The organism is Streptomyces sp. NPDC002125, assembly GCF_053593715.1.
This window is the reverse complement of the sequence record NZ_JBSFDD010000028.1, coordinates 97,924-119,395: the sequence shown is the minus strand read 5'-3', so window position 1 is coordinate 119,395 and position 21,472 is coordinate 97,924. Positions and strand designations below refer to the sequence as shown.

Sequence of the window (21,472 nt, the reverse complement as noted above, 5' to 3'; positions counted from 1 at the left end):
GTTTGAACATGGGCATCATCAAAGAGCTGCCTGTGCATCTCCCGCCAATCGAGTTGCAGGCCGATTTTGTGCAGCGGGTTCGAGCTCGTCAGAGCGCGCCGAGCGCCTGACTGATGGCGTCGGCGGCCTCGATGACCTCGCGTACGAGGGCGAGGCGCTGCCCCTCGGTGTCGGCGCTGTCCCCGAGCACCGAGGTCGGACCCCAGAGCGAGATGGCGGCGACGATCTCCCCCGAGGCGTCACGGACCGGCGCGGCCAGGGACGCGCGCCCCAGGGCGCGCTCCTCGGCCTCGACGGCGTAACCGGTGCGCCGGACGGTGTCGATCTCGGCGTCGAGGAGGTCGTGACTGGTGGTCGTGTACTCGGTGTGCGCGTCGAGCGGGTCCCCCAGCAGCTTGCGGCGCTCCTTGGGGGCGAGACCGGTGAGGAGACACTTGCCGATGCTCGTGGCATGCAGCGGGGCGGTGTGTCCGGCCTGCGTATAGGACTTGGGAGCGCGCGTGCCCTCGAAATTGCACAGGAACATCAGCTCGCCGCCGCGGCGTACGGCCACGTTGGCCCCGAGCCCGGTGCGGGTGGCGAGGCCCTGGAGCACCATGCGCGCGGCCCGGTGCACCGGGTGGCGGTTGGTGGCGGTGGCGGCCAGCGGGAGAAGGCCCAGGCTGAGGCGGTAGAGGTTGCTGACCGGATCGCGTTCGACCATGTCGAGGCGTTCCAGGGTGGACAGCAGGCGGGAGGTGGTCGAGGAGCCCAGTCCGGTGAGCTCGGCGACGTCGGAGACTCGGAGTTCGGGCCGGCCGGAGTCGAGTGCGCGCAGCACCGAGACCGCTCGTTCGACGCTCTGGTTCGTCCCTGCATCGGTCGCCCGCGTAGCCATGACCCTCCTCGTTCTGCAAATCCCTTGCACATTCTGCATCAGCATATCGCGGGTGATCCATGCTCGTACGTGAAAATCAGCGACCGTGGCGGTTCCGCGACGTCCTGCGGGGCGGACAGCGGTGGAATCGCGGAACCACCAGGTCACGGGGCGGGAACCCGTGAGCACCCGGCCCGGCGGATCCGGTCGTGCGGCAGGCGGTCAAGCGGTGGGGCTCGGCGCCACGGGGTCCGGCCCCGACAGGAACGTCCGCTGGGCATCTTCCAGGGCCGCCGTCTCGGCCGGCTCGCCCGGGTATGCGAAGTGCCCGGCCCTCAGAACCAGCAGTTCGCGCGGCCCGGCCAGTGCGTTGTGCACCGCGAACTGCCCGGGCGGGGGCACATGGGGATCGAACAGGGCGGCGCTCACATGTACGGGGATCTCGATGTGCCGGGCCGCCGTCGCGGCATCGAAGTACGCGAGGACATCCAGCACGGTGGGTTCCTCGGCGAAGCGCATACGGACCGACTCACCACTGCCCGTGCACGGAAGTGTCACCCGGAGCGGATGGTTGCCGAAGGTCGGCACCGTCAGGCCGGCGGCCCGGAAACGGTCGTCCCAGGGGAGCGCCAGCGCTCCGATGCCGCCGCCGAAACTCGTGCCCAGGTAGGTCAGACGTCCGGCGGCCTCCGGTACCAGCAGCCGCAGTGCGGTGGCCGCGCACCAGACGTCCGCCACACACCCGCCGATGAGGTACGACTCCCGGGCGCCGATGCCGTGCAGGACGTGTCCCGCCGAATTCGAGGGAACGCCGGGCAGCAGGCTCCGCGTTCCGAGCCCGCGCAGGCAGGGCCAGATGGTCGCGGTTCCGGGCGGGGCCTGCCAGGAGTCCGGGGCCGACCGGCCTCCGTACCCGTGTGTCGAGACACAGCCCTGGGTGACCCGGCCGTCGGCAGGGACGGTCAGCCACCCGCCGATACGGACGCCGTCGGTGGACATGTACGAGACGTCGGCCACCCGCACGCCGTCCACCGTGGCCCAGGGCCCCTCGATCCGAGGCGCCGTGTCGACAGTCAGCGCACTCGCGTAGCGCTCTCGCCAGAAGTCGGCGAAGTCGTCCGGTTCCGGCGGCGCCTTCACCGCGAGGAGGCGAGGCAGGTCGTAGCCGTGGGTGGGATCGAAGGGAAGGTCATGGGGCAGCGGGCTGAGTTCGCCGGTGTCCGTCGTGAGCGGATGGGTGGGCACGTTCTCTCCTTGTTCGGTGTGCGATGTGACCGGCACGTCTTCCTGGACGGGTCTCGGCGCGGCCTATCCGGCCCTGCCGGCGTCGAGCACCTTTGCGGACCCGGCCCGCCGACCCGACGGTCACGTTCCGCTGGGCGGTGTGGTCACGGGCAGCTGTTTCGATGAGAACGGCGAGGTCGGTCCGGGGGCGGCGGTGCGGACGAGAGCGGGACCACGCCGCCCGTCGTCCGGTCTCCCTGGCCGCCGTGCGCGTCGCGGCTCCGTCGCCCGGCCATCAGCCCGAGGACCTCGCGGTGCTTGTCGGCGGAGCCCCCTCGTGATCATCGTCGTCCGCGTGACCTTATGGTGACCGGCCCGCGCTGTGCAACAGGTCGCGGCTCGGTGCTCACGGCGGGACGTACGCGCACAGTGCGCCAGCTGTGAACGCATCGTTCCCGAGCCGCACCTCGCGTCGCGCCTCCAGCGCGTGCCCGGCTTCCTCCCGGCGCCATCGGGCAGTGCGCGACATCGCGCCGGGCCATCACAGGTGGCCGTCCAGAAACTCCCGGATCTCGGCGGCGGCCAGAGGCCCTGTTCCGAGCGGCGCCGTTCTCCCCTCCTCCACGAGGACGCACGACGGTGCGCCGGTGATTCCGTACCGTCCGGTTGCCCCCGGGCAGCGGGACATGTCGGTCCGCACGACGGTCACCCGGCCCGCGTACTCCTCGGCGATGCCGCCCACGACGAGGTCCATCGCCCGGCAGGACTCGACGGCCTTGGGCCATGTCCCGATGAAGTACGCGAGAACCGGCACCGGACTCATCCCGAGGATGAAGTCGAATTCCGCGTCCTCACGGGGCTGGTGAACCCGCTTCGCCATGCAAGCTCCTGACCTGGTGTTCCGTTTCCCTCCTCCATCATCCCCCGCCCGACGCGCCGCGCCGGCCCTTGACCTCAACCACGGTCGAGGCCGAAGGGTGGAGCGGTCACCGCGGGACACGCGCTCGATCACCACACCGTACGGAGTCGCCACACATGAAAGCTGCCGGTTTCCACGTCTTCGGAGGCCCCGAGGTTCTCGGCGTCCTGGATGTCCCCACACCGTCGCCCGGCCCCGGCGAGATCCGTGTGCGGGTACGCGCGGCCGGTGTCCAGCCCATCGACTGCGCGGTGCGCGGCGGACGCGGCGCGCCGGGTTTCGTCGTGAACCTCCCGCACGTCACGGGTGGCGAGTTCGCCGGAGTGGTGGATGCGCTGGGCGAGGGTGTGGCCGGGATCCTGATCGGGGCCGAAGTCCTCGGCTTCCGGACCCAGTTCACCTACGCGGAATACGTGGTCGTGCCCGTGGGCGACGTGGTCGCCAAGCCTGCGGACATGCCGTGGGACGTGGCCGGAGGCCTGTCCGGAGCGGGCCAGGCAGCACACACCGCGGTGGAGGCGCTTGAGGTCCGCGAAGGGGACACCTTCCTGGTCAACGCCGCAGCCGGAGGTGTGGGCACCGTCGCGGTCCAGCTCGCCCGGCAACGGGGCGCCACCGTGATCGGCACCGCCGGTGAGGCCAACCACGCCTACGTGCGCGAGCTCGGCGCCCTCCCGGTGACGTACGGCGCGGGCCTCGTCGACCGGGTGCGGGCGCTGGCTCCTCAGGGCGTGGACGCGGCTCTCGACGCGGCGGGTGAGGACGGGCTGCGGGCCTCCGTCGCACTCGTCCCGGACAAGAAGCGGATAGGGACGATCGCGTCCCCCCTGCTCGTCGAGGAGCTCGGCGTGCGGTGGCTGGGCAGCCGGCGTTCGGCGGCGCGGCTGGCCGGCCTCGTCTCCCTGTACGCCCAGGGCGTCCTGCGGATCCACGTGCGGGCCACGTATCGACTCGAAGAGGCAGCCGCCGCGCACAGGGACGTCGAGTCGGGCCACGGCCGCGGCAAGGTGGTCCTCCTCGTCGGCTGAACCGCGGAGGCGGGCGTCCCCTCCGAACGGGACTGCACCCTGCGAACCTCGTTGTCAGCGCCCTGTGCCATCAGGCGGACGCGCCTCAACGAGTGGGCGTGGTCCGTGGATTGCCAGGGGGTTGGGGATGGGCGCGGGTACGGAGCCGGACGGCTCGTCCAGGTCCGACGAGGAGTGGGATCGGTTTCTGCGCGAGTCGGTGGCGGGTGCCACGGACGCGCCCAAGGAGCCCTCCGCGCGGGCCCGGGACGTGGCGAAGCGACCTGGTGGTGGCGCTCGCCCCCGGGCAGATCGGCCTGTTCCCCGGCACCGACTCCTCGCCGGTGGAGGCCGAGACCTCCCGCCCGACCGAGGCACCCCCGGCGGAGGCGGCGCTCCGGCCCACGGCGGACGAGCCGTTCCGCGGCTCGCCGACGGAGGACTGGGCGAGCGAAGCGGCTGGGATCACCGTGCCGAAGGCCGCGGCGGTCGGATGGATGAGCGCGGCCGAGGTCGAGCAGGCCCTCTCCCGTAGCCGGGGCTTCCTCTTCGCGTCCGGCCTGGACCGCAAGGTGCTGCGGGGAGAGCGCCCCGAGACGGCGATCGCACTGATCAACCCGCACCAGAAGGACGTCCAGGACCTTCTGGACACCGCCTTCCGGGCCCCGGGCGAGGGGAGCGACCCGCTCCTCCTCTTCAGCCGCTTCCAGCCGTCCCGAGCCCAGCTGGTCGGCGATGTCGTGAAGACCCGGGGCCGGCTGAGCTACCGGGAGGGGAAGCGCGGCGCGCTCCAGGTGACCGCCGACGTCACGTTCGTCTACCCGGTCGCACCCGCCGGTCCGGGTGGCGACGACGAGATCATGCGCACGATCGTCCGGCGCGAGCTGGTCCTGAGCTGGGACGACCCCGACAAGGTGATCACCGAGCCGGGCACGTTCTCGGTCGTCTCGTACAAGTACGACATGACCAACGGCGGCTGCGGCGCCCCCACGGGATACCTCACCCCGCCCTTCGGATCCGAGGACCGGGCGGACCTGGCGGGCACGGAGCTCGACCCGTACGACCGCAGCACGCCGGTCGGACGCGGCGAGTGCGGTGGGGACGAGTGCGGGAGAGCGACCCGGTCCTAGCGGGCCTCGCCCGGTGGCGGCGGCCCAGCCGGGGGCCCGGCTCGGTGCGGGCGCCTCAGCGCCGGCGCCATCGGAAGCGTCGCCTCACCGGCTCCGGCTCAAGGACCGGTTCGGCGACGGGGGGTGGCGCCATCCGCTCGACCTCCAGCCCCACCTTGCCCGGATGCACGCAGACCGGAGTCCGGTCGTCGGTGGTGTAGCGGAATCCGTCCGCCGCGTCGAAGGGCCAGTCCCTGCTCGGCCGGTCCGCCACCAGGAACCCCGCGCGCGGCAGACGCAGAGCGGGGCAGAACCAGCAGCAGGGATAGTCCGATTCCGGGTCGATGAAGGGTGTCGTCCCAGCGGCGTGCTCCATACCTCCAGGACGGTAGCGCAGGGCGCCTCCTGCTCCCCCTGCGCCCCACAGGCAACGAGCCCTCCTCGGGAGCCGTTACGTCCACCGGATGCCGAGGAGGCCGCCCCTTACCCGCCCGGTGAGGCCGCGGGTCTCAGATCGTCGCCGTGTCGATCGCGAAGCGGTGGCGCACGTCCGAGGCGAGCACACGCCCGTACGCCTCGTTGATCCGGCTGGCCCCGGAGCCGGCGGCACTCGTGGGTGAACTCTCCGTCAAGAGCGATGAGTTCGGGTGGCTGTGGGCCACGACGGTTGACGACCGCACGGGGCACGGGCCCCTGCCGGGAGTTCGGCAGGGGCCCGTACGTGGAGAACCGCGCAGGGCCGGTGCCCGACCTCTCCGGGCGGCGGGCCCCACAACATCGGCTATCTTCCGAAGCCGGTCGGACGGCTCGGCCTCACTTCAGATGCCGGGTGAAGAACCGGGCAGCGTCCTCCCCCGCGAACTGCGGGACGCCGGTGTGGCCGCCCATGTTGGCGTGCAGGGTCTTCTCCTCGGAGCCGAAGGCGTCGAAGAGGTCCAGGGCCGTCTGCCGGTCGTTCCCTTCGTCGTCCCACTGCAGCAGGACATGCAGGGGAATCGTGACCTGCCTCGCCTCCTCGACCATGGAGCGCGGGACGAAACTCCCGGCGAACAGACCGGCGGCCGCGATACGCGGCTCGACCACCGCGAGCCGGATCCCGATGGAGATCACTCCCCCCGAGTACCCGACCCGGCCCCCGACCTCCGGCAGCGACAGGAGCTCGTCGAGGACGGCCTGCCATTCGGGGACCGCCTTCTCGACCAGCGGGAGGATGAGGGCGTCGACGATCTCGTCGCTGACGGGTTCACCGGCCGCCATGGCCCGGCGCAGGTCCGCGCGGGCCTGTTCCACGGCGGGCACATGGGGCCGCTCGCCGCTTCCGGGGAGCTCGATGGTGGCGGTGGCGAAGCCCTCCGCCGCGGAGTGCCGGGCCCGGGCGACCAGCCGGGGGTACATCCTGCGCAGGCCGAGGGGAGGGTGGCCGAGGAGGATCAGCGGCACGGGCGCGGATACGGATGCCGACGCGGGCATCCACAGGATGCCGGGGATCTCACCGAGGGTGAATGCATGCTCGACGAGGCCGTCGTCGAGGTGCTGCTCGGACGTGAACTGCATGGTCGTGCCTTTCGGGAGTGCGCTGCGACGGCGCTCCCGGACGACCTGCCTACCGCCCGACCGTGACCCCGGAGGGGAGCACCCATGTCGATACTGCGTTCACGGGTACCACCTCCTTGTTCTCTCGCACGGCCTCCGCAAATGTAGCCGGTCACCTCCTGTCGGCCAAGCGCGTTCGTGCGGAGCCTCCGCGCCGAGCGGGATACGACGCCATCGATCGCCCGACGCCGTACGGCGCGCGTGGTGCGGCGCGCTCTCAGCAGGCACGGCAAGCAGCGCGTACCGCCATGAGACCCCGCAGGGACGCCGCGAGCAGCACTCGATGAACGGACGGGCTCCGGGCCCTTCGGAGATGCCGCTGAAGGCGGGTTCCAGCACGGACGGGGCGTCGGCGGACGACCTCGCGAGGCACCGCCTGGCAGGTTCCACGAGCCCCGCCCGATTTCGAAAATCCTCTGGCGTTCCCCGCTCGCCTGTGCTCCTCTATGACACAGAGATGCTCGACATGTTTCATTGTTCCAAGCTGACATGTCGCAAGCCGAAGGACTCAAGGAGGAGTTCAGAGAGCTATGGAGGGAATCAGCAGGCGCGAAGTGTTAGCGGCGGGCGGGTCCCTGGGAGCCCTGGGGGCTCTGGGCGCCACGTCGCCGGCCGCCGCTCGTACGCCGTGGACGTGGGCCCCGAGCGGGTCGGTCGCAGGCAAGGGAGAGGGCCTCGACCCGGAATGGGTCTGGGACGACGAGGTCGACACGCTGATGGCGGCAGTGATCCAACGCGGTGACGTGTCCAAGGTCAACGACGCACTGCGTACCTGGACCCGCAACGACCAGACGCTGCCGGCGGGACTTCCGCACGATGTACGCGCCTTCATGGAAAAGGCCCGCCAACTGCCGTCCTGGGCCGACCGGGCCAAGCTGGAGAGCGCGGCGGCGTTCAACAAGTCCCGGGGCTTCTACCTCAATCTCCTCAACGGGGTGGGAGGCGGCATGCTGAGCACCGCCATCCCCCGGGAGGCACGCTCCGTCTACTGGTCCAAGGGCGGCGCCGACATGGAGGACCGCGTCGCCAAGACGAGCCTGCTCGGGTTCGCCATCGGCGATCTGAACGCCTTCCGGCCCGACGGAGACGTCATCGTCCACGCGGTCAAGACCCGCATGGTGCACGCCGCGGTACGCCATCTGCTGCCACAGTCCCCGGACTGATCCAGGACCAGCGGCGGCCAGACGATACCGATCAGCCAGGCCGACATCATGGTCACCTGGCACAGCCTGGCCACCTACACGATGCAGAAGCTGGTGGAGTGGAAGGTCCCCGTCGGCCCCGCCGACGCATCGGCGTACCTGCACCTGTGGCAGGTGACCGCCCATATGCTCGGCGTCCGCGACGAGTACATTCCCGCCACGTGGGACGCGGCCGACGCCCAGTCCGAGCAGGTCCTCGACCCGATCCTCACCTCCACGAGGGAGGGCATCGAGCTGACGGACATCCTGCTGGGCCAGCTCGCCGAGCAGACGAGCCCCGGTGGCATCGATCGCCCGCTCGTCAACGCACTCGCCCGGTTCCTGGTGGGCGACCGTGTCGCCGACATGGACCGCATCCCCGAGGAGCCGTTCTGGGAGAAGACGATCGCGGCCCTCTGGCCGAAGCTGGTCGCCTTCCGCGAGAGGCTGATCCCCCTGCCCCTGGTGCCGCCGCTGGCGTGGACGATCGACGAAGCGGCGCGGCAGTACATCCTGTTCTACCTCACCAAGGGACAGGGAACCCGGATCGAGATCCCTGACACCAACAGGCCCGGAGCCGGTTGACGCCGTGACGGCAGCGGGCGGCCTCGGTCCCCGGAGATCCTCCTCACCTCTCGTACCGCTCACCCCCCTCGAAGTAACGACCTGTCACAACCACGAAGGAGTTCGGGCCATGGACGGATTAAGCAGGCGCAAGATGCTGGCAACGGGTGGAGCCCTGGGGGCCGTCGGCGCGCTGGCCGCGGCAACTCCCGCCGGCGCCCGGTCCCTGTGGACCTGGTCGCCGACCGGGTCGGTGGCGGGCACGGGTGCCGGTCTGGACCCGGAATGGGTGTGGGACGAGGAGGCCGACCCCGTACTCGCCGCCGTGATCGAGCGGGGCGACGTGCCGCGGGTCAACACCCTGCTGCAGCGGTGGACCCGCAACGACCAGGCGCTGCCCGACGGACTCCCCGCGGACCTCAAGGAGTTCATGGAGCACGCCCGCCAGATGCCGTCCTGGGCCGACAAGGCCAAGCTGGACCGCGCCGCCCAGTTCAGCAAGACCAAGGGCATCTACGTCGGAGCGCTGTACGGCCTCGGCAGCGGTCTGATGAGCACCGCCATCCCCAGGGAGTCGCGCGCCGTCTACTACTCCAAGGGCGGCGCGGACATGAAGGACCGCATCGCCAAGACCGCGCGGCTCGGCTACGACATCGGGGACCTGGACGCGTATCTGCCGCAGGGCTCGATGATCGTGACCGCGGTGAAGACCCGCATGGTCCACGCCGCGGTACGCCATCTGCTGCCGCAGTCCCCGGGCTGGTCCCAGACCAACGGCGGCCAGACGATACCGATCAGCCAGGCCGACATCATGGTCACCTGGCACAGCCTGGCCACGTTTGTCATGCGCAGGATGAAAGAGTGGGGGGTGCGGGTCAACGCCGCCGACTCGGACGCCTACCTGCACGTGTGGCAGGTCAGTGCGCACATGCTCGGCGTGCGCGACGAGTACATTCCCGCCACGTGGGACGCGGCCAACGCCCAGTCCAAGCAGGTCCTCGACCCGATCCTCGCCCACTCCCCCGAGGGCGAGGCACTGACCAACATCCTGCTCGGCATCGTGGCCGAAATCGATGCCGGCCTGACGCGCCCCTTGATCAGCGCGTTCACCCGGTACACGCTGGGCGGTGACGTCGGTGACATGATCGGCCTGTCCAAGCAGCCGATCCTGGAGAAGCTCATAGCGACGGCGTGGCCGCTGCTGGTGGCCTTCCGTGAGGGCTTGATCCCGCTGCCCGCCGTCCCGGCCGTCCTCTGGACGCTGGAAGAGGCGCTCCGTAAGTTCGTCCTGCTCTTCCTCGCCGAAGGGCGGCCCATCTCGATCGACATCCCTGACGTCAACCGCCCGTCCTGAACGATCCGCCCCGCCGCCCGAGCGCGGCGTTTCCCCCACGACGGCCAGGGGCGGCGGCTTCCACCGCCTCTGGCCTCCCCGCCCTCCACCCGTCCGGAGCCGAACCGCACATGAAGACCATCGACGAAGCAGTGCCGAAGCGTGTCGCCAGGACGAGTCCTCCTCCGGAACTCCCTGCGAGGGGACACCGCACGGCACGGGCAGGAGGGGACCCCCGGTGAACGATGATCACGACGCGACCCGGCCGCCGCCCGGGAGCCACGCCGTCGACAGGCGCCGGTTCCTGGGATTCGTACTGGCGGCACCGACCCTGGTGACGGCGGCCGAACTCGTACCCGCCGAATCGGCGAGAGCCGACGTGCCCTCGGCGGACATCACGGAACTGGTCGACCTCAATGACGTCATGACCCTGGCGGCTCTGCCGACCTCCGGTCTGATCACGGTTCAGGTGCACACGGACGGCACGGTGTCCTTCGCGTTGCCGCGGGCCGAGGTCGGCCAGGGCATCACGACGTCGACGGCCATGCTGATCGCCGAGGAGATGGACGTGCCACTCGACCGGGTGCGGGTCACCCTGGCCGACGCGCGGCCGGAACTCGTGTTCAACCAGCTCACCGGCGGCTCCAACACGACCATCGCGACCTACACCCCGGTCCGGGTCGCCGCCGCCGTCGCTCGCGGACGGCTGCTGGAGGCCGCCGCGGTGGTGCTCGGGGCCGCCCTCACGGAGGTCCGCATCAGAGCCGGAGTGGTCCTCGGCCCCGGAGGCCGGAGCGTCGGGATCGGCGAGCTGGCGGAGAAGGCCGCGGCCCTCCGGACCCAGCGGGTCACCACGGAACTCAAGCCGTCCGACCGGTTCACCGTCATCGGCACTCCCCGCAGCCGCGTCGACGCCCTCGACGCGGTCACCGGACGCAAGAAGTTCGCCATGGATCTCGCCGTCCCCGGCGCCGCTCCCACCATGGTGTGCCGTCCGCCGACGATCAACGGAAAGGTGACGTCCGTCGCCAACGCCGACGAGGTCCGGTCCATGCCGGGCGTCACCGACGTCGCCGTGATCACGAGCGGTGTGGCCGTGCGCGCCCGGACCTTCGGCCAGTGCATCGACGCCGTACGCGCCCTGCGGGTGTCATGGGCACCCGGCAGCGCGAAGGGCAAGAGCGACAGCTCCGTCCTCGCACAACTCAGGTCCGCGGAGCCCACGATGGGGCTCCCGCCGCTGACCCCGAGCGTGGAGGGCAGGTTCACCTTCCACTTCCGCAGCAACAGCGCGCTCGAGACCAACTGCGCCATCGCGGACGTGCGCCCGGACCGCGCCGAGATCTGGTCCAGCCTCAAGGCGCCGATCGTCGCGAAGGAGGCCATCGCCGCCATGCTGGGGCTGCCGCTCGGCGCGGTGTCGGTGCATGTCACTGAAGGCGGTGGGTCGTTCGGGCGCAAGCTCTTCTTCGACGCGGCGCTGGAAGCCGTGGAGATCTCGAAGAAGATCGGCAAACCGGTCAAGCTCATGTGGCACCGGGCCGACGACTCCCGTCAGGGCCGTACGCATCCCATGGCCACGTCCCGCGTGCGCATCTCCTACGTCGGTGACACCGTGCTCAGCTACAAGCAGCGCCACACCAGCGTCGCCACCGACCTCGGTCACGGTTTCGGAGAGATCTTCACCGCCCTGGCCGCGAAACTTCCGGTGGTCGACCTCGGCTTCTCCGAGACGTTCTTCCAGCTCTCCCAGTCGATGCCGTACAACTTCGGCGTCAACAGCCGGCTCCTGAACGAGACCGACAAGAGCTTCAACACCGGCAGTATGCGCAACGTCTACTCCCCCGACGTCACCTGCGCGCGGGAGCTACTCGTCGACGAACTCGCGTCGAAGATGGGGAAGGACCCCTACCGGTTCCGGCGCGACTTCCTCAAGGACGACCGGTCCCTGGCGGTGCTGGAGAAGGCCGCCGAAGCCGGACGCTGGGGCAGGCAGATGCCGGAGGGTACGGCTCAGGGCATCGCGCTCCACTCCGAGTACCACTCGGCCAGCGCCGTCCTGGTGGAGATCGACTGCCGGCCCGAGACCGTGAACCGCCCCGTCCGCGACGGTGTCGCCGGCCCGCGCGTCACCAAGGTGGTCGTCGCCGTGGACGCCGGTCTCACCGTCAACCCGCGTGGGCTGGAGGCGCAGATGATGGGCGGTGCCATGGACGGCATCGCGCTCGCCCTCACCTCCAGCCTGCACCTGCGGGACGGATACTTCCTGGAAGCGAGCTGGGACAACTACTTCTACACGCGGCAGTGGAACACGCCGCCCGAACTGGACGTCATCATCATGCCCGACACCACGGGGAAGCCCGGCGGGGCGGGAGAGCTCGCCGTAGCCGCCTCCATGGCCGCGGTCGCCTGCGCGTACGGGCGCGCGACCGGGACGATGCCCACCTCGTTCCCCGTCAACCACGGCACGCTCGCCTTCGCACCCAAGCCCACCGTCCCCCCTGTCCCGCAGTCCCCGACGGACGGCCGGGACCACGCCTACTGATATGAGGATCCTTCCGTGCCCGAACAGACATTCCGCCTCAACGGCGAGCAGGTCACCGTGGACATCGAGGACGACGTACGGCTGTTGTGGGTGCTTCGCGACGTCCTGGGTGTCACCGGTCCCAAGTACGGCTGCGGCATCAACGTCTGCAAGGCGTGTACGAGCCACCTCAACGGCAAGGCGGTCAACCCCTGCGCGATTCCGGTGGGGGACCTGAACCCGGCCGACGAAGTCACGACGATCGAGGGGCTTCCGGGCACCGTGGGCGCGGAACTGCACCCCATGCAGCAGGCGTGGCTCGACCAGGACGTCGCCCAGTGCGGCTACTGCCAGCCCGGCCAGATCATGGCGGCCGTCGCCCTCGTACGACGGGCCCGGGAGGAAGGCCGCGAGATCACCGAAGCCGACCTGGACGGCATCCGCAACATCTGCCGCTGCGGCACCTACGTCCGCATCCGGGCAGCGATCAAGGACGGTGCCCGGAACATGTGAGTGGCTTCTCGCGAACGCCGGCGCCCGGTGAAAGGCAAGGCCGGGCGCCCACCACGACACGGCCGGGCGGGAGGGTTCCGTCGCGTCCGCCCGGTCAGCGTCGCCGCTGGTCGGCCCGGAGTTCGAAGTCGCCGTAGCTGTTGTCGACGGGGTTGACCGTGACTCCGGGGGCGACGATGCCGTCGATGGCGTCGAGCACGTCGGCGGGGAGGGTGACGTCGGCGGCAGGCAGGAACGCCTCCAGCTGATCCATGGTGCGCGGTCCGATGATCGCCGCCCTGTCGTGCGGTGCCCGGCCCGTTTCGGTGCGCAGAAAGGCGACCGCGTCGTCGGCTCCCTTGTCCCGGGCGGCCCAGAAGTCCTGAGCAGCGGGGTCCAGGAACAGGAAGCGCGCGCTGTTGACCGGCCCGCGCTGGGCGAACAGCGGCGAGTCGAAGAGCGGCGCGTACAGAGCCCTGCCCAAGGCGTTGGCGGCCACGACGTCGAAGCGTGCGTTGCGCACGAACGCCGGGACGCCGGTCATCGAGTGGCATCCCACAGGACGAGGTCGCCGGGGGCTACCGGGCCATGGACTCGCGTGAGGCTCTCAAGGTGCTGGTACGGCTGTGACCAGGCAGTCTGTGATCAGCCCTGTGGGCGCCCGCACCGGTGCCGACGGCGGTCCGAACGCCGCACGGTCTTCCTGTTCTCGCCGACCCCGCTCCTGGTGGACGCGGCGCAGACACAGCCGTGGTGATCGGCGCCCGGGCGGCGCGGGGCACCGGCGCCGCGCCGGCGGATCGACCGTGCTGCCGGCCCTTGGCTGTCGTCGCGGTCCTCACCCTCATCGTGCCCGCACGGGGCACCTCCGAAGAAAGGCACAACTGATGCAGACCCTCACCCTCAACAACGGTGTCCGGATGCCGGCCCTGGGACTGGGCGTCTTCCAGACCCCGCCGCAGGAGACGCGGGACTCGGTGACCGCAGCGCTCGAACTGGGCTACCGGCACATCGACACCGCCGCCGCCTACGGCAACGAACGCGAGGTCGGCCAGGCCATCCGGGAGTCCGCGGTGCCACGCGACGAGATCTTCGTCGAGACGAAGATCTGGATCAGCGACTTCGGCTACGACGAGACACTGCACGGCTTCGACAAGAGCGCCGCCAAGCTCGGGGTCGACCGGATCGACCTGCTGATCCTCCATCAGGCGCTGCCGTCCGGCTTCGACAGGACCCTCGCCGCCTACCGCGCCCTGGAAAAGCTCCTGGCCGACGGCAAGGTCCGCGCCATCGGCGTCAGCAACTTCATGGTCGAGCACCTGACCGCCCTGCTGGACGCGACGTCCGTCGTGCCCGCGGTCAACCAGCTGGAGATCCACCCCTACTTCCAGCAGCGCGCCGTACTCGACTTCGACGACGCCCACGGCATCCTCAACCAGGCGTGGTCGCCGATCGGCGGCATCACCTTCTACCCGGGCTACGGCGAGCACCGCGTGAGCGTCCTCCAGGACCCGGCCGTCACGCGTATCGCCGAGGCCCACGGCAAGAGCCCGGCCCAGGTGCTGCTGCGCTGGGGGCTCCAGCAGGGCCGCTCGGTCATCCCCAAGTCGACGAAGCGGCACCGCATCGCGGAGAACATCGAGGTCTTCGACTTCGCGCTCACCACGGACGAACTGGCCGCACTGGACGCCCTGGAGACCGGCCGGCGCGGCGGCCCCGAGCCCGAGGCCGTCACCCTCGCCGACTTCGGCCGTGCCATCCCCGAAGCCTGATTCCCGGCCCGGTGCCACCCGCGCGAAGGAACCACAGGTCCACCCCGGTCCACGCATCGGGCCGAAAGGGAAGAACCATGACCACCTGGAACGAGTCCGAGCTGAACAGCATCGGCGCGGCGGAAGAACTGGACCTGGAGTCCGAACGCGGCGACGGTACCTCCGCGCCCCTGTGACCATGTGGGTCGTCCGGGCCGGAGACCGGCTCTACGTCCGCTCGGTCAAGGGCGTGGACGGCCCCTGGTTCCAGGGCACCCGCTCCCGCCGGCAGGGCCGGATGGAGGCAGGCGGTATCCGGGCCGACGTCGCTTTCCGCGACGCCGACCCCGGCGAGTACACCGACGTGGACGCGGCGTACCGGGCCGATTACGGCCGGTACCCCAGCATCGTCGAGCACGTCCTGACCGAGCAGGCCCGCACCTCCACCCTGCGCCTCGAACCCCGCTGACCGCCCCGCACCCCGCGCGGGCGGCTCCGGCCCGTAAAAGATCTTCGGAGTCGGCATTCCTTGATCATTCGATGGGCATGCATCGGCGCGATCGCCGATACCCCACCAGGAGTGATCCCCCCCATGAGTGCCCTCACCAGCACGTCGGCCGGCAGTACGTCGACCACCCCCACACCCACCGCCCCCGGCGCCCTGCCCCTCATCGGGCACGCGCACCGGCTCGCCCGCGACCCGCTGCCGTTCATCACCTCGCTGCACGAGCACGGCAGCGTCGTCCGCATACGCATCGGGCCGACGCCCGCGTACGTCGTCACCGATCCCGCCCTGACCCGCGAGGTCCTGGTGACCGGTGCCGCTCATTACGCGAAGGGCGGCAGGATCATCGACGCCTTGCGCATGTTCTTCGGCGACGGGCTCGCCACGGTCGCCGACGGAGACACGCATCTGCGCAACAGGCGTCTCGTACAACCCATGTTCAACAAGGCCCACATAGCCGATCGCGGCGCCCTCATGATCGAGCAGGTACGGAACGCGGTCGGCGCCTGGCCCGCCGGTGTGCCGCGCGACGTGTACGCGGACATGAACGAGGTGGCCCTCTCCGCGTTCCTGGTCGCCCTGTTCGGCGCGGACCTTCCCGGGCATCTGGAGGGCGAGTTCGTCACCCTCATGCCCGAGATCATGAAGGGGGCGATCCGTCAGACGATCCTGCCGCCCTGGGTCACCCGCCTCCCCCTGCCGGCCAACCGGGCCCACGCGGACCGTGTGGCACGGCTGCGCGCCCTCATCGACCAGGCGATCGACCACCACCGCGTCCGGCCCCCCGGGGCGGGACCCTCGGGCGCCACGGCCCCTGCCGAGAGCCTCGCGTCCGAGGCCGAGGCGGCAGGTTGCCCGCACGCCGCGGGCCGGAGGCAGGACCAGGGCGGGCTGTTCAAGACCCTGCTGACGGCCGAGGACCCCCTCACGCGCCAGCAGCTCCAGGACGAGGCCATCACTCTGCTGACCGGGGCGATCGAGACCACGGGGACGACTCTCGCCTGGACGCTGTACGAGATCACTCGGAACTCCCGGGTGGAGAAACGTCTCCGCGAGGAGCTCGCGGCCGTCTGCGGTGACCGCCCCCTCCGCTATGACGACATCGGCCGGCTCACCTACGCCCGCCAGGTGCTGTACGAGTCCATCCGCAAGTACGGGCCCGCCTGGATGGTGACGCGCACGGCGACCCGCGACATCGAGCTCGGCGGCCACCGCATACCCGAGGGCGCGGACATCGTCTGGAGCCCTTATCTCCACCAGCACGACACCCGCTGGTTCCCCGACCCGGACACCTTCGACCCGGACCGCTGGACGCCGGAACGCGCACCCGCCGCACGTGCCTCGTTCCTCGCCTTCGGCGACGGGCGCCGCAAGTGCATCGGCGAGAACTTCGCCTGGGCCGAACTCCAGATCGTCCTGGCCTGCGTCCTCGGCGCCTGGCCCCGCTTCACGCTCACCTCACGGCCTCCGCGCGCTCAGGCCGTCGTCACGGTCAAACCGGACGCCCTGACCATGGCGTACCACCAGCGGTCGGCGTCGGAGACGGAACCCGGCGCCTGACCCGCCCCGCCCGCTGCGTCCGCCGAACTCCGGCGGACGCAGCGGGCTGCGCTGAACGGGCGGTGCTGACGGGCACCTTTGACGGGCACCTTGACGGGCGGCTTTGACGGGCAGCTTTGACGGGCGGCAGCCAGGAACGCGTACACCCCGGCATGAAGCGGCACACCGCCTGGAAACCAGTCGCTCCGCGCCCGCATCCGGGGCTCGCTGTGACCGGGGCGAGCGGCCCGAGGTGAAGCCGGCCATCGCGGGCTCAGTCGCTCAGGGCGAGCCGGACACCGAACCCCGCGATGACGGTGCCGGTGATCCGGTCGAGCAGACGCCGGGCCTGAGGCTTGCGCAGCCAGCCGTGCAGCACGCGGGCGAACCCGATGAGGGCGGCCGACCACAGCAGGCCGAGGACGATGTGCACCGAGGTGAGCAGGAGCCCCGTGGCGAAGTGGCTCGCGCCCTCGGGAATGAACTGGGGCAGGACGGCGACGTAGAACGCGCCCATCTTCGGGTTGAGAAGGTTCGTGAGAGTGCCCTGCCGCCAGCCACCGGTGACCGAGTCCTGACCGGTCAGCAGAGGGGACTCGTCGGTGGCGCCCCGCTCGGGCAGCCCCTGGAAGGTGTCCCTGAGCATGCGGACGCCCAGCCAGACGAGGTAGACGGCACCGGCCCAGCGCAACGTCACATAGGCGAGGTGGGACGCGGTCAGGAGCGCGGTCACTCCCAAGGAGGTGAGTGCGCCCCACACCAGGGTGCCGGTCTGGACTCCGAAAACGACGCCCCAGGCCCTCCTGCGCCGGCCGAGGGCCGAGGTGCGCAGGATCAGAGCGGTGTCGAGTCCGGGTGTGAGAGTGAGGAGCCCTACGACCAGGGCGAAGGACCACAGCGCGGTGTCTATTGCCATGGAAGGCCAGCGTACGAGAACGCGCGGCCGGTCTCCTCACGCACCCCCTCTTTGTGAGGAATCCCGGTTCACCCGGGAATAGCCGGCACGGGCCGCGGTTGATCACACCATGACCTCTGAGACGCGCGAGACATTCGGACGGATCGGTATCTGGAGCGGTGCGCTGCACAGCTCACGGACAGACGACACGGGCAGGAAGGTGATCGCGGAGGCGGTCGCCGAGCTCGAGGAGCTGGGCTACGGGACTCTCTGGCTCGGGGGCAGCCCCTCGGTCGAGGACGCGGCGGCCGTCCTCGCCGCCACCCGCACCATCACCGTGGCCACCGGCATCCTGAGCATCTGGGATCACACGGCCGAGGAGGTGACAGCGGGAGTCGCGGCCATCGAGGCGGGCGCACGTGACCGGTTCGTCCTCGGCCTGGGTGTCAGCCACGGTCCCATGGTGCCCGGGTACAAGAAGCCGTACAGCGCCATGGTGGACTACCTCGACGCACTCGACGCGGCGGCACCGCCCGCGGAAGCCGGACACCGGGTGCTCGCCGCGCTCGGCCCGAAGATGCTGAAGCTGGCGGCCGGGCGGACGCTGGGAGCGCACCCCTACCTCGTCACCGCCGAGCACACGGCGGAGGCCCGCGAGGCGCTCGGCCCCGACGCGCTGCTCGCCCCGGAGCTCTCGGTCGTGCTCGACACCGACATCGACCGGGCCCGCACGACAGCCCGGCACATGTTCGCCATGTACCTACGGCTTCCCAACTACACGGACAACTTGCTTCGCCTGGGATTCACGGAGAGCGACTTCGAGGGCGGCGGCAGTGCCCGTCTTCTCGACGCTCTCTTCGCGCTGGGCGACGCCGAGCACGTGAAGGCCCGTGCGCAGGAGTACTTCGACGCGGGGGCGGACCATGTCGCGCTCCAGGTGGTCACCGCGGCAGACCGCGGCACGGAACTGCCGCGCGCCCAGTGGCGAGAGCTGGCCGGGGCGTTCGCCGGCGAGCTGTAGCGGAAGGCCGGCCACGGAGGCCGGTCCGGCCGGGCGGATCAGCGGACACCCGGCCGGACCGGCCATTTCTCATGCCGTACGGAGCGCGGTCAGCCGGCCCGTACACCGGCCCGCGCGTAGTCGGTGTACTGGTCCAAGGTCCCCGCGCTGGGGACCTGAGCCGGGTCGGCCCTCGTGGCGGTCAGGGTGGGGTTGACGGCCCGGAGCCATACCGGCGGCTCCAGGGGGTAGAGGGCGACAAGTAAGGTCGCCCTGCCCGTTTACCCACAATTCACCAGGTGAGAGATATGTCCAGCCACATAGATGAGAGATCCACGCACGACAGACCCGAGGAAACCTTCCACGAGGAGCGCGCGAAGCGGCTGCGGCGGCGGCTGGAGCGCCTGATCGGCATCGCCGCGACCGAGGGCAACAAGCTCGTCCCGCTCCGCAACGGGGACGAGATCTTCCCCGCGATGCTCGATTCCATCCGTGGTGCCGAACACACCGTGGACATGATGACGTTCGTGTACTGGCGCGGGGACATCGCCTGCGAGTTCGCCGAGGCGCTGGCCGAGCGGGCGCGCGCCGGAGTACGGGTGCGACTGCTGCTGGACGGCTTCGGGTCCCGGCTGATCGAGAAGGAGCAGCTGGCCCTGATGGACGAGGCCGGGGTGGATGTCGCGTGGTTCCGGAAGCCGCTGTACCTCTCTCCGCTCAAGCAGAACCACCGCTGCCACCGCAAGGTCCTCATCACCGACGAGGAGACCGCGTACACCGGCGGGGTGGGGATCGCCGAGGAGTGGTGCGGCGACGCCCGCAACGAGAACGAGTGGCGGGACACCCATGTGCGGGTTCAGGGTCCCGCGGTGGACGGTCTGGCCGCCGCGTTCGCACAGAACTGGGCCGAGTGCCACGACGAGCTCTTCACCGAGCGCGACAGGTTCGTGGACGCCACACGGCACGGCGACTCGGTCGTCCAGGTGGTGCGCGGATCGTCCAGCTTCGGCTGGCAGGACATGCAGACCCTGCTCCGCGTCGTGCTGGAGTCCGCGGAGGAACGGGTCCGGCTCACCACGGCGTACTTCTCGCCCGATGCGTACTTCGTCGAGGTGCTGTGCGCCGCCGCCCGCCGGGGTGTGTCGGTCGAGATACTGCTCCCCGGGCCGCACACGGACAAACGGGTGTGCCAGCTGGCAGGCCAGAACTTCTACGAGGATCTGACCGCTTGCGGCGTGAAGATCTACCAGTACCAGCCGACCATGATGCACACCAAGGTGCTGACGGTGGACGGGATCGGCTCGCTGATCGGATCGACGAACTTCAACCGCCGCTCGCTCGAGCACGACGAGGAAGTGATGCTCGCGGTGCTGGACCGGGAGTTCACCGCCACGCTGGACGGCCACTTCGAAGAGGACATGGAGAAGAGCGTCCTGATCGACGGGAGCCGGTGGAAGCGCCGCTCAGTCGTGCAGCGGGTGCGGGAAGCAGCGGTCCTGCCGATCCGGCGCTGGCTGTGACACCCGCGCTGCGGACGCGTGCGCGTACGCAGGTACCGGCCTGAATCACGGCAATATACGTGTACCCCGCAACTATATGCGCCAGGGGCTCAGGCGGTACGGCCCCCCAGGCGGTGCGGGTGCGCCGGATACACCCCGAGGACGCGCACCTCGGAGGAGAAGAAGCGGAGTTCGTTCAGCGCGAGGTCGACGCGGGGGTCGTCGGGGTGCCCCTCGATCTCGACGTAGAAGTGGCTGGCGTTCAGCCCCGCGCCCATCTGGTAGCTCTCGATCTTGGTGAGGTTCACGGAGCTGCTGGCGAACCCGCCGAGGGCCTTGTAGAGGGCGCTCGGAATGTTCCGCACGCTGAAGAAGAGGCTCGTCATCGTGGGTTGGCCCGTGTCCGGTGCGATAACCGCGTCCCGGGAGAGGACCACGAACCGGGTGGTGTTGTCCGGGTCGTCCTCGACACCGGCCCGCAGCACGTCCAGACCGTGCAGCTGAGCCGCGGCGGGCGGGGCGAGGGCCGCGTGCCGCGGGTCGCCCAGTTCCGCGACCTCGCGCGCCGCACCGGCGGTGTCATCGGCGACGAGAGTGCGCCAGCCACCCTCTCGCAGGACCTTCCGGCACTGGCCGAGTGCGTGCACATGGCTGCGTACGCACTCCACGTCCTCGGGGGTGGCGCCACGCACACCCATGAGGTCGAAGCGGATGGCGAGGAAGTGCTCGGCGACGATGAACAGCCCCGACTCGGGGAGCAGGTGGTGTACGTCGGCGACGCGTCCGGCCGTCGAGTTGTCGACGGGGATCACCGCGAGGTCTGCCGTACCGAGGGTCACGGCGTCCAGGGCCTGCTCGAAACCGGTGCAGGGCAGTTCACCGCATTCCGGGTAGAGGAACCGGGCGGCCGTCGCCGAGTTCGACCCGGGCTCGCCCTGATATGCAACGGTCGTCGTCACCGTGTCTCGCCTTCCACCGTGCTGATCGCGTCCATGAACGGCAGAAGCTCCACCGAAATCGCGTGTACTCCAGTATCGGGGGTACGCCCGGGGCCGGATTCACAGGGGTGCGGCCCTTCACCTGGCAGACACCCCGGCCGAGCGCGTGCGACGACTACCGCCGCGTCCTGCGGGACATGCGCGCCAACCGGAACCGTCCGGGCGGCTTCTGGGTGGCCAAGGACGATCCCGGGGCAGCGGAGGAGGCGATCACCGGCAGCTGTCAGGTCTCCGGGCTGAGCGCTGCCGCGCTGCTCAGCAATGGCGCCGGCCGCATCGTGGACCTATTCGGGCTCACCGACTGGCCGGGGGTCATGGCCACCCTGGCGTCGGGCGGCTCCTCCGACATCATCCGCCGGGTCCGCCGGGCGGAGGACCGCCGCGCGGTCGCGGCGGACGACGCGACGATCACGTACTGCACCTGCCTCGGCCCGGCCTGACCGCCGCCTTGGGGCGCCGGTCGGGGCCGGGTCGGGTGACGGC

The 21,472-nt window shown here is 70.3% G+C and carries 21 protein-coding genes and 1 pseudogene; 13 read left to right on the top strand and 9 right to left on the bottom strand.

Features of this window, described 5'->3' with window-relative positions; all coding sequences use genetic code 11:
- Positions 1–88: 88 nt before the first annotated feature.
- The 3 genes from ACWCQM_RS33675 to ACWCQM_RS33665 form a co-directional block, all read right to left on the bottom strand.
- Positions 89–877 carry an IclR family transcriptional regulator gene (locus tag ACWCQM_RS33675; protein ID WP_450918862.1) on the bottom strand — a complete coding sequence of 263 codons (789 nt, stop codon included), beginning with the start codon at positions 875–877 and terminating at the stop codon, positions 89–91.
- 201 nt (positions 878–1,078) lie between these two features.
- Positions 1,079–2,101, bottom strand: coding sequence for an acetylxylan esterase (locus ACWCQM_RS33670; RefSeq protein ID WP_450918861.1), 1,023 nt, complete (start codon positions 2,099–2,101; stop codon positions 1,079–1,081).
- 520 nt (positions 2,102–2,621) lie between these two features.
- Positions 2,622–2,960: a thioredoxin family protein gene (locus ACWCQM_RS33665; RefSeq protein WP_450918860.1), complete on the bottom strand. Its 339-nt coding sequence runs from the start codon at positions 2,958–2,960 to the stop codon at positions 2,622–2,624.
- A gap of 155 nt (positions 2,961–3,115) precedes the next feature.
- On the opposite strand from ACWCQM_RS33665, the gene ACWCQM_RS33660 reads away from it, so the two are divergent.
- Positions 3,116–4,027: an NADP-dependent oxidoreductase gene (locus ACWCQM_RS33660; protein WP_450918859.1), complete on the top strand. Its 912-nt coding sequence runs from the start codon at positions 3,116–3,118 to the stop codon at positions 4,025–4,027.
- Between the two features lie 127 nt (positions 4,028–4,154).
- Positions 4,155–5,136 (top strand): annotated as a pseudogene (locus tag ACWCQM_RS33655) (hypothetical protein).
- A gap of 55 nt (positions 5,137–5,191) precedes the next feature.
- On the opposite strand, the gene ACWCQM_RS33650 reads toward ACWCQM_RS33655, so the two are convergent.
- From ACWCQM_RS33650 to ACWCQM_RS33640, 3 genes are all read right to left on the bottom strand, one after another.
- Positions 5,192–5,491: a hypothetical protein gene (locus ACWCQM_RS33650; RefSeq protein WP_450918858.1), complete on the bottom strand. Its 300-nt coding sequence runs from the start codon at positions 5,489–5,491 to the stop codon at positions 5,192–5,194.
- Positions 5,492–5,624: 133 nt separating this feature from the next.
- Positions 5,625–5,747, bottom strand: coding sequence for a hypothetical protein (locus ACWCQM_RS33645; RefSeq protein WP_450918867.1), 123 nt, complete (start codon positions 5,745–5,747; stop codon positions 5,625–5,627).
- Between the two features lie 181 nt (positions 5,748–5,928).
- The gene (locus tag ACWCQM_RS33640; RefSeq protein WP_450918857.1) at positions 5,929–6,669 is read right to left on the bottom strand and encodes a dienelactone hydrolase family protein; all 741 of its coding nucleotides are present in this window, start codon (positions 6,667–6,669) and stop codon (positions 5,929–5,931) included.
- Between the two features lie 569 nt (positions 6,670–7,238).
- On the opposite strand from ACWCQM_RS33640, the gene ACWCQM_RS33635 reads away from it, so the two are divergent.
- The 5 genes from ACWCQM_RS33635 to ACWCQM_RS33615 all read left to right on the top strand — a co-directional run bounded on the left by ACWCQM_RS33635 (position 7,239) and on the right by ACWCQM_RS33615 (position 12,823).
- Positions 7,239–7,871 (top strand): hypothetical protein, encoded by a 633-nt coding sequence (locus ACWCQM_RS33635; RefSeq protein WP_450918856.1) that lies wholly within the window; start codon positions 7,239–7,241, stop codon positions 7,869–7,871.
- 24 nt (positions 7,872–7,895) lie between these two features.
- A complete protein-coding gene (locus ACWCQM_RS33630; protein ID WP_450918866.1) occupies positions 7,896–8,474 on the top strand; it encodes an oxygenase MpaB family protein in 579 nt (192 codons plus the stop codon).
- Between the two features lie 109 nt (positions 8,475–8,583).
- Complete coding sequence (locus ACWCQM_RS33625; protein WP_450918855.1) at positions 8,584–9,807, top strand: oxygenase MpaB family protein; 1,224 nt, start codon at positions 8,584–8,586, stop codon at positions 9,805–9,807.
- Positions 9,808–10,024: 217 nt separating this feature from the next.
- Positions 10,025–12,331, top strand: a complete 2,307-nt coding sequence (locus ACWCQM_RS33620; protein WP_450918854.1) for a molybdopterin cofactor-binding domain-containing protein — start codon at positions 10,025–10,027, stop codon at positions 12,329–12,331.
- 15 nt (positions 12,332–12,346) lie between these two features.
- Entirely contained in the window at positions 12,347–12,823 is a 477-nt protein-coding gene (locus tag ACWCQM_RS33615) for a (2Fe-2S)-binding protein (RefSeq protein ID WP_450918853.1), read from the top strand.
- 94 nt (positions 12,824–12,917) lie between these two features.
- On the opposite strand, the gene ACWCQM_RS33610 is transcribed toward ACWCQM_RS33615, so the two are convergent.
- On the bottom strand, positions 12,918–13,346 hold the full coding sequence (locus ACWCQM_RS33610; RefSeq protein WP_450918852.1) for an MmyB family transcriptional regulator: 429 nt from the start codon (positions 13,344–13,346) through the stop codon (positions 12,918–12,920).
- 343 nt (positions 13,347–13,689) lie between these two features.
- On the opposite strand from ACWCQM_RS33610, the gene ACWCQM_RS33605 reads away from it, so the two are divergent.
- From ACWCQM_RS33605 to ACWCQM_RS33595, 3 genes are all read left to right on the top strand, one after another.
- Entirely contained in the window at positions 13,690–14,574 is an 885-nt protein-coding gene (locus ACWCQM_RS33605; RefSeq protein ID WP_450918851.1) for an aldo/keto reductase, read from the top strand.
- A 178-nt stretch (positions 14,575–14,752) separates the two neighbouring features.
- A complete protein-coding gene (locus ACWCQM_RS33600; protein WP_450918865.1) occupies positions 14,753–15,022 on the top strand; it encodes a DUF2255 family protein in 270 nt (89 codons plus the stop codon).
- A 123-nt stretch (positions 15,023–15,145) separates the two neighbouring features.
- Entirely contained in the window at positions 15,146–16,618 is a 1,473-nt protein-coding gene (locus ACWCQM_RS33595) for a cytochrome P450 (RefSeq protein ID WP_450918850.1), read from the top strand.
- Positions 16,619–16,871: 253 nt separating this feature from the next.
- Here the strand turns inward: ACWCQM_RS33595 and ACWCQM_RS33590 are convergent, their stop codons facing one another.
- Positions 16,872–17,513 carry a LysE family translocator gene (locus tag ACWCQM_RS33590; RefSeq protein ID WP_450918849.1) on the bottom strand — a complete coding sequence of 214 codons (642 nt, stop codon included), beginning with the start codon at positions 17,511–17,513 and terminating at the stop codon, positions 16,872–16,874.
- Positions 17,514–17,622: 109 nt separating this feature from the next.
- On the opposite strand from ACWCQM_RS33590, the gene ACWCQM_RS33585 reads away from it, so the two are divergent.
- On the top strand, positions 17,623–18,513 hold the full coding sequence (locus ACWCQM_RS33585) for an LLM class F420-dependent oxidoreductase (protein ID WP_450918848.1): 891 nt from the start codon (positions 17,623–17,625) through the stop codon (positions 18,511–18,513).
- A 287-nt stretch (positions 18,514–18,800) separates the two neighbouring features.
- Positions 18,801–20,012 (top strand): phospholipase D-like domain-containing protein, encoded by a 1,212-nt coding sequence (locus tag ACWCQM_RS33580; RefSeq protein WP_450918847.1) that lies wholly within the window; start codon positions 18,801–18,803, stop codon positions 20,010–20,012.
- An 89-nt stretch (positions 20,013–20,101) separates the two neighbouring features.
- Here the strand turns inward: ACWCQM_RS33580 and ACWCQM_RS33575 are convergent, their stop codons facing one another.
- Complete coding sequence (locus ACWCQM_RS33575; protein ID WP_450918846.1) at positions 20,102–20,950, bottom strand: prephenate dehydratase; 849 nt, start codon at positions 20,948–20,950, stop codon at positions 20,102–20,104.
- A gap of 62 nt (positions 20,951–21,012) precedes the next feature.
- Here ACWCQM_RS33575 and ACWCQM_RS33570 point away from each other — a divergent pair, with 62 nt between their 5' ends.
- Positions 21,013–21,429: a hypothetical protein gene (locus ACWCQM_RS33570; protein WP_450918845.1), complete on the top strand. Its 417-nt coding sequence runs from the start codon at positions 21,013–21,015 to the stop codon at positions 21,427–21,429.
- The last annotated feature ends 43 nt before the right edge of the window (positions 21,430–21,472 follow it).

Bases quoted from the DNA above. Each gene is read 5' to 3' on its own strand.
- ACWCQM_RS33675 (WP_450918862.1), bottom strand. From the start codon at position 877: ATGGCTACGCGGGCGACCGATGCAGGGACGAACCAGAGCGTCGAACGA.
- ACWCQM_RS33665 (WP_450918860.1), bottom strand. From the start codon at position 2,960: ATGGCGAAGCGGGTTCACCAGCCCCGTGAGGACGCGGAATTCGACTTC.
- ACWCQM_RS33660 (WP_450918859.1), top strand. From the start codon at position 3,116: ATGAAAGCTGCCGGTTTCCACGTCTTCGGAGGCCCCGAGGTTCTCGGC.
- ACWCQM_RS33650 (WP_450918858.1), bottom strand. From the start codon at position 5,491: ATGGAGCACGCCGCTGGGACGACACCCTTCATCGACCCGGAATCGGAC.
- ACWCQM_RS33640 (WP_450918857.1), bottom strand. From the start codon at position 6,669: ATGCAGTTCACGTCCGAGCAGCACCTCGACGACGGCCTCGTCGAGCAT.
- ACWCQM_RS33635 (WP_450918856.1), top strand. From the start codon at position 7,239: ATGGAGGGAATCAGCAGGCGCGAAGTGTTAGCGGCGGGCGGGTCCCTG.
- ACWCQM_RS33625 (WP_450918855.1), top strand. From the start codon at position 8,584: ATGGACGGATTAAGCAGGCGCAAGATGCTGGCAACGGGTGGAGCCCTG.
- ACWCQM_RS33610 (WP_450918852.1), bottom strand. From the start codon at position 13,346: ATGACCGGCGTCCCGGCGTTCGTGCGCAACGCACGCTTCGACGTCGTG.
- ACWCQM_RS33605 (WP_450918851.1), top strand. From the start codon at position 13,690: ATGCAGACCCTCACCCTCAACAACGGTGTCCGGATGCCGGCCCTGGGA.
- ACWCQM_RS33600 (WP_450918865.1), top strand. From the start codon at position 14,753: ATGTGGGTCGTCCGGGCCGGAGACCGGCTCTACGTCCGCTCGGTCAAG.
- ACWCQM_RS33595 (WP_450918850.1), top strand. From the start codon at position 15,146: ATGAGTGCCCTCACCAGCACGTCGGCCGGCAGTACGTCGACCACCCCC.
- ACWCQM_RS33590 (WP_450918849.1), bottom strand. From the start codon at position 17,513: ATGGCAATAGACACCGCGCTGTGGTCCTTCGCCCTGGTCGTAGGGCTC.
- ACWCQM_RS33585 (WP_450918848.1), top strand. From the start codon at position 17,623: ATGACCTCTGAGACGCGCGAGACATTCGGACGGATCGGTATCTGGAGC.
- ACWCQM_RS33580 (WP_450918847.1), top strand. From the start codon at position 18,801: ATGTCCAGCCACATAGATGAGAGATCCACGCACGACAGACCCGAGGAA.